Annotated in this window: 10 protein-coding genes; 5 read left to right on the plus strand and 5 right to left on the minus strand. The window is 74.4% G+C overall.

The annotated features are described in order from the left end of the window. Positions 1–42 precede the first annotated feature (42 nt). Positions 43–2,817, minus strand: a complete 2,775-nt coding sequence (locus KBX06_RS12570) for a cation-transporting P-type ATPase (RefSeq protein WP_247685719.1) — start codon at positions 2,815–2,817, stop codon at positions 43–45. A gap of 211 nt (positions 2,818–3,028) precedes the next feature. Between KBX06_RS12570 and KBX06_RS12575 the strand changes: the two genes are divergently transcribed. Then, positions 3,029–3,505: a cyclic nucleotide-binding domain-containing protein gene (locus KBX06_RS12575; RefSeq protein WP_210834648.1), complete on the plus strand. Its 477-nt coding sequence runs from the start codon at positions 3,029–3,031 to the stop codon at positions 3,503–3,505. Positions 3,506–3,608: 103 nt separating this feature from the next. On the opposite strand, the gene pflA is transcribed toward KBX06_RS12575, so the two are convergent. The 3 genes from pflA to KBX06_RS12590 all read right to left on the minus strand — a co-directional run bounded on the left by pflA (position 3,609) and on the right by KBX06_RS12590 (position 7,677). Next, positions 3,609–4,358 (minus strand): pyruvate formate-lyase-activating protein, encoded by a 750-nt coding sequence (gene pflA, locus KBX06_RS12580; RefSeq protein ID WP_210834650.1) that lies wholly within the window; start codon positions 4,356–4,358, stop codon positions 3,609–3,611. Next, positions 4,355–6,598, minus strand: coding sequence for a formate C-acetyltransferase (gene pflB, locus KBX06_RS12585; protein WP_210834651.1), 2,244 nt, complete (start codon positions 6,596–6,598; stop codon positions 4,355–4,357). The genes pflA and pflB overlap by 4 nt, the downstream gene beginning before the upstream one ends. A 68-nt stretch (positions 6,599–6,666) precedes the next feature. Next, positions 6,667–7,677: an alcohol dehydrogenase catalytic domain-containing protein gene (locus tag KBX06_RS12590; RefSeq protein WP_210834653.1), complete on the minus strand. Its 1,011-nt coding sequence runs from the start codon at positions 7,675–7,677 to the stop codon at positions 6,667–6,669. Between the two features lie 254 nt (positions 7,678–7,931). Here KBX06_RS12590 and KBX06_RS12595 point away from each other — a divergent pair, with 254 nt between their 5' ends. From KBX06_RS12595 to KBX06_RS12605, 3 genes are all read left to right on the plus strand, one after another. Then, positions 7,932–8,414 (plus strand): GNAT family N-acetyltransferase, encoded by a 483-nt coding sequence (locus tag KBX06_RS12595; RefSeq protein ID WP_210834655.1) that lies wholly within the window; start codon positions 7,932–7,934, stop codon positions 8,412–8,414. A gap of 52 nt (positions 8,415–8,466) precedes the next feature. Next, positions 8,467–9,111: a hypothetical protein gene (locus tag KBX06_RS12600; RefSeq protein WP_210834656.1), complete on the plus strand. Its 645-nt coding sequence runs from the start codon at positions 8,467–8,469 to the stop codon at positions 9,109–9,111. Positions 9,112–9,242: 131 nt separating this feature from the next. Further along, positions 9,243–10,562 carry a hemolysin family protein gene (locus KBX06_RS12605; protein ID WP_210834657.1) on the plus strand — a complete coding sequence of 440 codons (1,320 nt, stop codon included), beginning with the start codon at positions 9,243–9,245 and terminating at the stop codon, positions 10,560–10,562. 4 nt (positions 10,563–10,566) lie between these two features. Here the strand turns inward: KBX06_RS12605 and KBX06_RS12610 are convergent, their stop codons facing one another. Further along, positions 10,567–10,950 (minus strand): PaaI family thioesterase, encoded by a 384-nt coding sequence (locus KBX06_RS12610; RefSeq protein ID WP_210834687.1) that lies wholly within the window; start codon positions 10,948–10,950, stop codon positions 10,567–10,569. Positions 10,951–11,056: 106 nt separating this feature from the next. Between KBX06_RS12610 and tyrS the strand changes: the two genes are divergently transcribed. Next, positions 11,057–12,346, plus strand: coding sequence for a tyrosine--tRNA ligase (gene tyrS, locus KBX06_RS12615; RefSeq protein WP_210834689.1), 1,290 nt, complete (start codon positions 11,057–11,059; stop codon positions 12,344–12,346). Positions 12,347–13,125: the final 779 nt, after the last annotated feature.

Genomic DNA, 13,125 nt, shown 5'->3' on the forward strand with positions numbered 1-13,125 from the left:
CCTTCTGTCCGTCTCCAGCCTGCTGCATCCGGACGCTACCGGTCAGGGGCGGTCGTCCCGACGGGTGGGACCTTGGTCCCGGACCGTGGCCTGCGCGCCGCCGGCCGGGCCGTCCGCCCCCGGCGCGCGCCGCCCGCCCCGGCCGGCCCCGGCCGCAGCGGCCCGGCCCCACGCGGCGGCGTCCGCCGCGGCGGCTTCCTGCCCGGCCGGGTCCTGGGGCGCGGCGTCCGCCGGTGTGGTGCCGGCCGGCCGGCGGGCCAGCCGCAGGATCAACCCGGGCAGCACGCTGACGGCGGCGCAGGCCAGCAGCTCCGCCGCGCCGAGCGGCTGCGTGCCGAGCAGGTCCCGCAGCGGGGACAGCAGCACCCCGGCGACCTGGAGCAGCGCGGAGACCGCCACCGCGAGCGGCAGCGCCCGGTTGCCGTGCCGGGCACCGCGCGGTCGCGGCGCGCGGACCGCGAGCGCCACCCCGAGCTGGGCCAGGCCGAGCACCACGAAGACCACCGACTGCCAGGGCCGGTCCCAGTGCGCGGCCAGCACGCCGGCGCCGAGCACCACGGCGGCGATCAGCGCGCCGGTGACCAGCACGTCACGGCCCAGGCCGGCCCCGAGCACCGACTCGGACGGGGATCGGGGCGCCCGACGCAGCGTGCCCGGCTCCGCCGGCTCCGCGCCCAGCGCCACCCCCGGCACGCCGTGGGTGAGCAGGTTCACCCAGAGGATCTGCGCCGGCAGCAGCGGCACGGCCAGCCCGAACAACGGACCGAGCAGCATCACCGCGATCTCGGCCACCCCGCCGGAGAGCGCGTAGCGCAGGAACCGGCGGATGTTGTCGTAGATGCGGCGGCCCTCGCCGATCGCCGCGGCGACGGTGGACAGGTCGTCGTCGACGAGCACCAGGTCGGCGGCCTGCCGGGCGACCTCCGTGCCGCCGCCCATCGCCACCCCGATGTCGGCCCGGCGCAGCGCCGGAGCGTCGTTGACCCCGTCGCCGGTCATCGCCACCACGTGCCCCCGCGACTGGAGACCGGCGATGATGTCGAGCTTCTGCTCCGGCTGGGTCCGCGCGAACACCCGCGCCTGCGGGTGCGCCCGCGCCGGGTCGCCGTCGTCGCCGCGTACCACCGGGTCGCCCTCGCGCCAGAGCCCGAGCTGGCCGCCGATCGCCGCGGCGGTCGCGGGGTGGTCGCCGGTGATCAGCACCAGCCGGACCCCCGCTTCCTCGAAACTGCCCGCGATGTCGGCCGCGCCCGCGCGCAGCGGGTCACCGACGGCGACCAGGCCCGCCGGGCGCAGCCCGACCGGCCGGGCGGGGTCGGCCGGCGGGGCGTCCACCACGGCGGACGCGACCGCCAGCACCCGCAGCCCCTCGGCGGCCAGCCGGTGCGCGGCGGCGGTCAGCTCGGCGAGCTCCTCGGCGGAGGCGTCGACCAGCGGCGCGGCCAGCACGTTCTCCGGGGCGCCCTTGCACACCACCAGGTAGCGCCGGTCGCAGGAGCGGTGCACGGTGGTCATCCGGCGCAGATCCTGGTCGAAGGGGTGCTCCGCGACCCGCGGCCACGCCGACCGGGTGCGCTCCGGGTCGAGCCCGCACCGGGCGGCGAAGGCGACCAGCGCCGCCTCCAGCGGGTCGCCGACGGCCGTCCACTCCGGCCGTTCGTCGGTGGGCGGCGCCAGGGTCGCGTCGTTGCAGAGCAGCCCGGCCCGCGCCAAGCGACGCAGCTCGTCCGGTACGGCCACTTGCGCACCCCGCTGGTGCACCGCGCCGCGCGGCGCGTAGCCACTGCCGGTGACCCCGTAGCGGGACCCGTCGCCGGTCACGGCGTGCTGCACCGCCATCCGGCCCTCGGTGAGCGTGCCGGTCTTGTCCGAGGCGATGACGGTGACGGAGCCGAGCGTCTCGACCGCGTGCAGGCGGCGCGGGATGGCCCGCGCCCCGGCCATCCGGCGGGCGCCGAGGGCGAGGGCGAGGGTGACGACCGCCGGCAGCGACTCCGGCACGACCGCCACCACCAGGCTCACCGCGGTGACCGCCATGTCGACCACCGGCCGTCCGCCGACGACGCCGATGACGAAGACCAGCCCCGAGAGCACCACCGCGGCGAAACCGAGCATCCGGCCCAGCCCTGCGAGGCGGCGCTGCAGCGGGGTGGCGGCGGGCCGGGTGGACGCCACCAGGGCGGTGATCCGGCCGAGCGCGCTGGCGGCGCCCGTGCGTACCACCGTGCCGGTGGCCCGCCCGGTGGTGACCACCGTTCCCGCACTGGCCTCCTCGCCCGCGGCCCGGAGCACCGGCACCGACTCGCCGGTCAGCGCCGACTCGTCGACGCTCAGCCGCGCCGCCTCGGCGAGCAGCAGGTCGGCGGGGACCACGTCGCCGGCCTCGACCCGCACCAGGTCACCGCGGACCAGGTCGGCGGCGGGCAGGACGACGTCCCGCCCGTCGCGCACCACGCGGGCCGTGGGCGCGGCGAGCTGGTCCAAGGCGGCGATCGCCCGGTCGGCGCGGATCTCCTGCACCACCCCGATGGCGGTGTTCACCAGCACCACCAGCACGATCACCGCGGTGTCGGGGTAGTCGCGCAGCACGGCGGTGACCACGGCGGCAGCCAGCAGCAACGCCACCAGCGGATCGGTGAGCTGGTGCAGGACGCGGCCACCGAGGTGGCGGCGGGCCGGCGCGACCGCCGCGTTCGGCCCGTCCGCGCGCAGCCGCGCGGCGGCCTCCGCCGTACTGAGCCCGGCCGCCGGCCTGGTCGAGGTGTCAGCGGGCACCGGTACGCCCCCGAGGTCGCCGCCGTCCGGACTGTTCCACATCGTCCTCCACCCTGCCGTGGCGCCGTCGCGGCGCACCGTCCCGATTCCACTCTCGTCCGGTCGCGCCGTGCCCGCCAGGGAAGTTGCGCCCGTCAGAGCCGGGACCAACGGCCCTGCCGGGCAGGCCACGCCGCGCGGTGCAATGGGCGTTGGGACGACCCGTCGCAGGCACCCGGCCACCGCCGGCCCCGCCCGACGAAAGGGGCACCGCATGACCACTCTGGACGTGCTGCACGCGCATCCGTTCCTCGCCGGGCTGCCCGAGCCCTGGCTGCCCCGGCTCGCCGGTCACGCCCGGCCGGTGGTCTGGCACCCCGGGCACCGGCTGTTCCGGGCCGGCCGGCCGGCCGAGCGCTTCTGGCTGGTCCGCAGCGGTCGGGTGGCGCTCGACTTCGCGGTGCCCGGCCGGGGCGACGTGGAGATCGAGACGATCGGCCCGGGCGGAGTGCTGGGCTGGTCGTGGCTGTTCCCGCCGTACCGCTGGCAGTTCGGGGCGGTGGCCGCGCAGCGCAGCACGGCGGTGGAGTTCACCGCCGAGGGGGTGCGCCGGTTGATGGAGTCCGACGACGCGCTCGGCCGGCAGCTCACCACCCGCTTCATGAGCGTGGTGGTCGACCGGCTGCACGCGGCCCGGGGCCGGCTGCTCGACCTGTACGGCTACCCGGTGGGCGCCCCGCCCGCGGGCTGACCCGTCCGCCCCCGCCCGTCGGCTCCACCCGCACGCCCCGCCTCAGCGGACCGTCGCGCCGCGCCCGGCGAGCGGCCCGCCTCACCCTGCGGACGGCCCCGGCTCAGCAGACCGTCAGGCCGCGCGCCGCGAACTGCCCACGGACCCGCTCCAGCAGCTCCGGCGTGGGCGGCTCGGTGTCGACGAGGGGGAACCGCAGCCCCAACTCCGTGTACTTGTGTGCGCCGAGCCGGTGGAACGGCAGCACCTCCACCCGCTCGACCGTGGCGAGCGAGGCGGCGAAGTCCGCCACCCCGGCGACGTTGGACACGGCGTCGGTGAGCCCCGGCACCAGGACGAACCGGATCCAGATCGGGGTGCCCCTGGCCGCCAGGCGGCGGCCGAACCGCAGGGTGGGCGCGACCTCGCCCGTCCCGGTCACGGTCCGGTACGTCGCCGGGTCCCACGACTTCACGTCCAGCAGCACCAGGTCGGTGGCGTCGAGCAGGGCGTCGTCGGCGCGGTCGCCCAGGAAGCCGGACGTGTCCAGCGCGGTGTGCAGGCCCAGCTCGTGGCAGCGGCGCAGCACCTCCCCGGTGAACCGGGCCTGCTGCAACGGCTCCCCGCCGCTGATCGTCACCCCGCCGCCGGCCACCGTGATGAACCGCCGGTACCGCTCGATCTCGGCGACGAGTTCGGTCACGCTCCGGTGCTGGCCGCTGCGCCGGTACCAGGTGTCCGGGCTGTGGCAGTAGCGGCAGCGCAGGGGACACCCGGCGAGGAAGGCCACGAACCGGGTGCCGGGACCGTCCACCCCGATCGACAGGTCGAAGGAGTGCACGGCCCCGGTCAGCTCCCGCTCGACGGTGTTCACAGCGCGCCGTGGAACGTGCGGGACACCACGTCCCGCTGCTGCTCGGCGGTGAGCCGGACGAAGTTGACCGCGTACCCGGACACCCGGACGGTGAGCTGCGGGTACCGCTCCGGGTGAGCCATCGCGTCGAGCAGCGTCGCCCGGTCGAGCACGTTGACGTTGAGGTGGAACCCACCCGCATCGGCGTACCCGTCGAGCACCCCGGCCAGGTTCGTGATCCGCTCCTGCCGGGTGTGGCCCAGGCCGTCCGGGGTGACCGTGCCGGTCAGCGAGATGCCGTCGCGGGCGGCGGCGTACGGCAGCTTCGCCACCGACAGCGCGGCCGCGACGAGGCCGTGCGTGTCCCGCCCGTTCATCGGGTTCGCGCCCGGCGCGAACGGCTCGCCGGCACGCCGCCCGTCGGGGGTGTTGCCGGTGTGCCTGCCGTACACCACGTTGGAGGTGATGGTCAGCACCGACAGCGTCAGCTCGGCGTCGCGGTAGGTGCGCTGCCGGCGCAGCTTCTCCGCGAACGTCTCCACCAGCCACACGGCGATCTCGTCGGCCCGGTCGTCGTTGTTGCCGAAGGCGGGAGGCTCGCCCTCGACGACGTAGTCGACGGCCAGACCGGTGGCGTCGCGCAGCACCTTCACCCGGCCGTACCGGATCGCCGCGAGGCTGTCCACCGCGACCGACAGGCCGGCGATGCCGGTGGCCATGAACCGGCGCACCGGGTGGTCGTGCAGGGCCATCTCCAGCCGCTCGTACGCGTACCGGTCGTGCATGTGGTGGATGACGTTGAGCGCGTCCACGTACGTCTCGGCCAGCCAGTCCAGCGTCCGGTCGTACGCGGCCAGCACCTCGGCGTGGTCGAGGACCTCCCCGCCGACCGGCGGCGCGGCCGGCGCCACCTGCTCGCCGGTCAGCTCGTCGCGCCCGCCGTTGACCGCGTAGAGCAGCGCCTTGGCGAGGTTGGCCCGGGCGCCGAAGAACTGCATGTCCCGACCCACCCGCAGCGCGGACACGCAGCAGGCGATCGCGGTGTCGTCGTCGTACGCCGGGCGGATCAGGTCGTCGTTCTCGTACTGGATGGCGCTGGTGTCCAGCGACACCTGCGCGCAGAACCGCTTGAACCCCTCCGGCAGCCGCGGCGACCAGAGCACGGTCAGGTTCGGCTCCGGCGCCGGGCCCAGGTTGTACAGGGTCTGCAGGTAGCGGAAGCTGGTCCGGGTCACCAGCGGCCGGCCGTCGGCGCCCATCCCGCCCAGCGACTCGGTCACCCACGTCGGGTCCCCGGAGAAGAGCTGGTCGTATTCGGGGGTACGCAGGAACCGGACGATCCGTAGCTTGATCACGAAGTCGTCGATCAACTCCTGGGCGGTCGTCTCCGTCAGCCGACCCTCGGCCAGGTCCCGCCGCAGGTAGACGTCGAGGAAGCTCGCGGTGCGCCCCAGCGACATCGCGGCCCCGTTCTGCTCCTTCGTGGCGGCGAGGTACGCGAGGTACAACCACTGGACGGCCTGCCGGGCGGTGGCGGCGGGCGCGGAGACGTCGAGGCCGTAGCCGGCGGCCATCTCCTTCAGCTCGCCGAGGGCGCGGGCCTGCTCGGCCAGCTCCTCACGGTCCCGGATCACCTCGTCGGTCGACGGCCGCGCATCCAGCGCCGCCCTCAGCGCCCGGCGTTCGGCGACGAGCCGGTCCACCCCGTACAGCGCCACCCGCCGGTAGTCGCCGATGATCCGACCCCTGCCGTACGCGTCCGGCAGCCCCGTGATGACGTGCGAGCGGCGGGCCGCCAGCACGTCGGCCGGGTAGGCGTCGAAGACCGCGTCGTTGTGGGTCTTGCGGTAGGTGGTGAAGATCCGGTGCACGACGGGGTCCGGCGCGAAGCCGTACGCCTCGAGGGCGGCCTCGACCATCCGGAGCCCGCCGGCGGGCATGATCGCCCGACGCAGCGGCGCGTCGGTCTGCAGGCCGACGATCAGCTCCTTCTCCCGGTCGATGTATCCGGGGCCGTGCGACGTGATCGTCGACGGGGTGGCGGCGTCCACGTCGAGCACGCCCCGGCGGCGCTCGGCGACGAAGAGTTCCTGCAACGCCCCCCAGACCGCCAGGGTCCGGTCGGTCGGTCCGGCGAGGAACGACCCGTCCCCGGTGTACGGCTCGTGGTGGCGCCGGATGAAGTCCGCCACGTCGACGGACTCCCGCCAGTCGCCGGCGGCGAAGCCCCGCCACGGGTCCAGGTGCTGGTTCGCGGCCATCTTCGGTTCCTTCCGAGCGCCGGTGGGTGCCGCCCGGCCGCCGCGGTGACGGCGGCCGGGCAGCCGGGTCAGGGCTGGAGCACCAGGCGGGCGGCGACCCGCCCGGCCAGCACGTCCTCGATCGCCTCGTTGATCTCGTCGAGCTTGCGCACCTGGTGGACGACCCGGGTGCGGCCGGCCGAGTGCAGGCGGAACACCTCCGCCAGGTCGGCGCGGGTGCCGACGATCGAGCCGATCACGGTGATCCCCTTGAGGACGGTCTCGAAGACCGGCAGGCTCATCGTGTTGTCCTTCGGCAGCGAGACCAGCACCAGCCGGCCGCCACGACGCAGGCAGGCGTGCGCCTGCGCGATCACGGCCGGGCTGGCGGCCAGCACGACCGCCACGTCGACGCCGCCGAGGGCGGTGATCGCCTCGACCGGGTCGACCCGGGACGCGTCGACCGTGTGGGTCGCGCCGAGGGAGGTGGCCAGTGCCAGCTTCTCCTCGGTGACGTCCACGGCCACGGTCTCGGCACCGTGCAGCTGCGCGTACTGCTGCGCCAGGTGCCCGAGGCCGCCGATGCCGAAGACGGCGACCCGCTCGCCCGGACGCACCCCGGCCACCCTGACCGCCTTGTACGTGGTGACACCCGCGCAGGTCAGCGGGGCCGCCTCCGCCGGGTCGACGCCGGCCGGCACCCGGACCGCGTAGCGGGCCGACGCGAGGGCGTACTCGGCGTGCGCGCCGTCGATGGCGTAGCCGGTGTTGCGCTGGGACTCGCACAGCGTCTCCCAGCCGGTGACGCAGTACTCGCAGGTGCCGCAGGCCCAGCCGAGCCAGGGCAGCGCGACCCGGTCGCCGACGGCGTGCTCGGTGACGTCGGGGCCGACCCGCTCGACGATGCCGACCCCCTCGTGGCCCGGGACGAAGGGCGGGTTCGGCCTGACCGGCCAGTCGCCGCGGGCGGCGTGGATGTCGGTGTGGCACAGCCCGCTGGCCTCGATGCGCACCAGCACCTGGCCGGGGCCGGGCTCCGGCACCGGCACGTCGAAGATCTCCAGCGGACGATCGAACGCGGTGACGACGGTGGCTCGCATCGAGGGCCTCCCAACTAGCTTCTCGCTTCCGTCCACCAGCGTGCCGGCCGGGGCGGGGCCGGGGCAGAGGCTCAGGACCGTCCCGGCCCGGGACCTCCGGCCCCTGTCGGCGGGCCGCCCGGCGGACGTCCCCGTGTGCCCCCGGCGTCCGGTCACGATCCGGTGGGCCCGCCGCCCCTCGCCGGCAGCGACCCGCCGCCCCGCGACGGGCCGGAGGTCCCGGACCTGTCACCCCCCGGGCCTATCCTCGGGTCGTGACCGCCGACCTGTGCCTGCGTCCCGTCCGCGACGACGACCTGCCCGCCTTCTTCAGCCACGAGCAGGACGCCGAGGCCAACTGGATGGCGGCCTTCGGGCCGAAGGACCCGGCCGATCGGGAGCGGTTCGACGCGCACTGGCGTCGCGTGCGCGCCGACGAGCGGATCGTCACCCGCACGGCGGTCGTCGACGACGAGGTCGTGGGCCGCGTGGCAGCCTTCCCCGTCGGCGAGCGGACCGAGGTCAGCTACTGGATCGACCCGCGACGCTGGGGCCGGGGATACGCCACCGCGGCGCTCGCCGCGCTGCTGCGCGAGCTGCCGCAGCGGCCCGTGCACGCCCGCGCCGCCAAGGACAACCGGGCCTCGCTCGCGGTGCTGCGCAAGTGCGGCTTCGTCGTCACCGGCGAGGACCGGGGGTACGCCGACGGCCGGGGCACCGAGGTGGAGGAGTGGGTGCTGGAGCTCGCCGGAGACTGACCCGTGCCCGCCCGCCGGGCCGCCGCAACCGGGCGACCACTACTCTCGCGGCGTGAACTGGCTGGAACTGATCGGCTGGACCGGCTCCGCGCTGCTGGTCTGGTCGCTGCTGCAGACGCGCATCCTCCGGCTGCGTGCCCTGAACCTGGTCGGCTGCCTGATCCTGATCGGTTACAACGCCGCCGTGCAGGTCTGGCCGATGGTCGGGCTGAACGTCGTGCTCGCCGTGATCAACGTCTGGTACCTGCGGAGCATGCTCGCCACCCGCCACGACGAGGACACCTACCAGGTGGTCGAGGTCGGGGTCGACGACCAGTTCCTGGCCCACACCCTGAAGGTGCACGCCGCCGACATCGCCCGGTTCAATCCCGGCTTCCGCTGGCCCCCCGGCACCGCCGCCGAACGCTCGGCGTTCCTGGTCGTGCGCGCCGACGAGGTGGTCGGCGTGGTGCTGTCGCACGCCGCGGCGGACGGCGTGGCGCAGGTCGACCTCGACTACGTCACCCGACGGTTCCGGGACTTCACCCCGGGCGAGTTCGTCTACCGGCGCAGCAGCCTCTTCACCGACCGGGGCTTCCGCCGCGTCGTCACCCCGCCCGGCATGGTCGCCCCGTACTACCACCGGCTCGGCTTCCGCCCCGAGGGCCGCTCGTACGTCCTCGACCTGCCCGCCCCACCGGTCGCCGGGCGGGCCTGACCACGTCGTGTGCCGGTCGAGGATTCGCCGCCCGGCCCGCTGGGCACAGACTGGCCTACGCCGGCCGTGACGTTCGGCCGGCGGTGCCCGCCGTGCCGGCGGTCACCGGTCCCGCGTGAGGAGAGCCAGGCGTGCAGAGCATCTGGACCCAACTGGCCCTGGTCGGTGTCCTGGTCGTCCTCAACGCGGTCTTCGCCGGCAGCGAGATGGCGCTGGTGTCGCTGCGGGACAGCCAGATCCAGCGGCTGGAGCGCACCAGCCGGGCCGGCCGGGTGCTGGCCCGCCTCGCCAAGGACCCGAACCGCTTCCTGGCCACCATCCAGATCGGGATCACCCTCGCCGGCTTCCTGGCGTCGGCCGCGGCTGCGGTGTCGCTGGCCAAGCCCCTCGTGCCGCTGCTCAGCGCGTTCGGCGGCGCCGCCGAGACCGTCGCCATCGTGGTGGTCACCCTCGCGCTGACCTTCGTCACCCTGGTCTTCGGCGAGCTGGCCCCGAAGCGGATCGCCATGCAGTCGGCCGAGCGGTGGGCGCTGCTGGTGGCCCGCCCGCTGGACCTGCTGGCCTCCGTGACCCGGCCGGCCGTCTGGGCCCTCGGCGCCACCAGCGACCTGGTGGTACGCCTGGTCGGGCTCAACCCGAAGCACGAGCCCGAGGAGATCGGCCCCGACGAGCTGCGGGACATCGTCTCCGGCAACCACGGCTTCACCAAGGAGCAGCGGACGATCATCGCCGGCGCCGTGGAGATCGCCGACCGGCAGCTGCGGGCGGTGCTCGTACCCCGGTTGCAGGTCTTCACGCTCGACAGCGGCACCCCGGCGGAGGCCGCACGGCTGCTGCTGGCGGCCACCGGCCACTCCCGGGCGCCGGTGGTCCGGCACGGCGGCCTCGACGACGCGGTCGGCGTGATCCACCTGCGTGACCTGGTCGGCGTCCCCGAGGACCGGCCCGTCGACGAGTGCGTGCGCCCGCCGATGCTGCTGCCGGACTCCCTGCCGGTGGTGGACGCGCTGCGGCAGTTCAAGGCCGAACGCCAGCACATCGCCCTGGTGGTGGACGAGCGGGGCGCGGTCGACGGGATCGTCACCCTGGAGGACATCCTCGAGGAGATCGTCGGGGAGATCTACGACGAGACCGACCGGGACGTGCGCTCCGTACGCACCGAGCCGGACGGCGCGATGTGGCTTCCCGGCACCTTCCCCGTGCACGACCTGGCCGACCTCGGCGTCGAGCTGCCCGGCCGTCCCGGCGGCGACTACACCACCATCGCCGGTCTCGTGCTCGCCTGTCTCGGTCACATCCCCACCGTTGCGGGGGAGAGCGTCGTCGTCGACGGTTGGGAGCTGGAGGTGACCCGCATCGACCACCGGGCCATCGCCGGGGTCCGCCTGCGCCGACGGGCCGAGCCGGTGCCCGGCGACGCGGAGGCCGTGCTGGACGAGGCCCGCAGCTGAACGGTCAGGCCGGATAGAGGTTCTGCAACCGGACCTGGCCGCGGGCCACGAGCCGGGCGTCGGCGTCGGTGATCTCCACCTGCCAGAGCTGCTGGCTACGCCCCCGGTGCACGGGGGTGCCCACCGCGGTCAGCTCGCCGTCGTGCACCGCGCGGAGGAAGTCGGTCTGGTTCGACACGCCCACCACACGTCCCCGCTCGCGCAGCCACAGCGACCCGCCGATGCTGGCGGCCGTCTCGACCACGGAGCAGTACACACCGCCGTGCTGGATCCCGGCCGGCTGGTGCAGCTCGGGGCGGACCTGCCAACGGATCACCACCCGGTCTTCGCCGACCTCGTCGAGCTTGAGGCCGAGCAGGGCGACGAAGCCGCCCGTCAGATCCGGCATGTCCACGGTCTCTCCCTCCTCGGTCACGGCGCCGCCAGCCTACGCCGTGGGCCGCCCGGCAAACCCGCTACGTTCCGTCCGCGGTGATGGGGGAGAATCGGTGACCGTGACCGACAGCAGCAGCCTCCCGCCGTCCGGGCGGGACTCCCTGACCGATGACCTGCGGTGGCGGGGCCTGATCCAGGACTCCACCGGCCTCGACGAGCTGCGTGCGCTCCTCGACGGCGGCGGCGCCGCCTACTACGTGGGCTTCGACCCGACCGCGCCGAGCCTGCACGTCGGCCACCTCATGCAGGTCGCCACGGCGCGTCGGCTCCAGCTCGCCGGGCACCGGCCGCTGCTGCTCGTCGGCGGCGCCACCGGCCAGATCGGCGACCCGAAGGAGAGCGCCGAGCGGACCCTCAACCCGCCCGAGGTGGTCGCCGGCTGGGTGGCGCGGATCCGCGACCAGCTCGCCCCCTTCGTCTCGTACGAGGGGGCGAACGCGGCGCGGCTGGTCAACAACCTGGACTGGACCGGCGAGATGTCGGTGGTCGAGTTCCTCCGCGACGTCGGCAAGCACTTCCCGGTCAACAAGATGCTGGCCCGGGAGGTGGTCCGGGCGCGGCTGGAGAGCGGCATCAGCTTCACCGAGTTCAGCTACCAACTGCTCCAGGCCAACGACTTCTTCGAGCTGCACCGGCGGCACGGCTGTCAGCTCCAGTTCGGCGGCTCGGACCAGTGGGGCAACATCACCGCCGGCGTCGACTACATCCGCCGGCGTGGCGCCGGCCCGGTGCAGGCGTTCACCACGCCGCTGGTGACGAAGTCCGACGGGACGAAGTTCGGCAAGACCGAGGGCGGCGCCATCTGGCTCGACCCGGAGATGACCAGCCCGTACGCCTTCTACCAGTTCTGGGTCAACGTCGACGACCGGGACGTGGGCCGCTACCTGCGGTACTTCAGCTTCCGGTCCCGCGAGGAACTGGAGGCGTTGGAGAAGGAGACCGCCGAACGCCCGGCGGCCCGGGCGGCGCAGCGCGCGCTCGCGGAGGAGTTGACCACTCTCGTGCACGGGGAGCGGGAGATGGCGCAGGTGGTCGCCGCGAGCCAGGCGCTGTTCGGCCGCGGCTCGCTGGACGACCTCGCGCCGGCGACGCTGCGGGCCGCGCTGAGCGAGGCCGGCCTGGTCCACGTCGACGAGCTGCCCGACGTCGCGGGCCTGCTGCGCGACTCCGGGCTGGTGTCGAGCCTCAAGGAGGCGCGACGGGTGATCGCCGAGGGCGGCGCCTACGTGAACAACACCCGGGTTGTCGAGACCGACGCCACGGTGGGCGCCGACGACCTGCTGCACGGCCGGTACCTGGTGCTGCGCCGTGGCAAGCGGTCGTTCGCCGGGGTCGAGCTGCGCGGCTAGCCGTACGTCCGCCCCCGCGCCGCCGTTGGTCGCGCCGATGCTGCGGTCCGCTCGTGCCCGCCGGCACGCCGGTGGACCCGGCGCCGATCGGCCTGGCGGCCTCCTGCGGGCACGAGCGTGGTCGCGGTCGCGGTGCGTGGTGGCGGCGGTGGTGCGTGGCGGTGGTGGTGCGTGGCGGTGGTGGTGCGTGGTGCCCCGCGAACGGCGGCGCCTGCCGGGCCTGTGTGACGCGGGACGCCCCCGGCGGATTTGACGGTCGATCCGCCGAAGGCGTAACTTTCTCTCTGCCAGCGCGGAACGGACGAACGGGGCGATTGCTCCGGTAGGCCGGGCGCGGGAACGAACTTCGGGGCCGGGTGCGTCGCACTCGTCGGTCCCGGGCCGGGCGGTGCCCCGGATTCGCCGCGAGGCGGATTTGGCGAGGCGGAGCCGACCGGGTATGGTTCACCGCCGGTAGGGAACCGGGCGAGTTCGCGGGAGACTGCGACGGCCGGCCTGCCGGAAACCACTCTCGGGAACGGCGCGAGCCGTTGTCGGGTGGCGCCCGGAAATGGGATTGAAGTGGTGCGGATCGCTACGAAGCGGTTTGACACGGCGGAAATCACTGGGTAACGTAGTAAAAGTGCCCGGCGCGAGAGCGGCGGGGGCGCGGACGAAATGCCCCGGGTCGGGGGCTCCACGGTGTGGGGTTTCTGGGCGGTGTGTGGTTGTTCTTTGAGAACTCAACAGGGTGCTTGATAAGCCAGTGCCAATTATGATTTATACCCCGGACTGGTCAG

The sequence above is a fragment of the Micromonospora sp. C31 genome, from assembly GCF_018070575.1.
In the GTDB taxonomy this organism is placed as follows: Bacteria; Actinomycetota; Actinomycetes; order Mycobacteriales; family Micromonosporaceae; genus Micromonospora.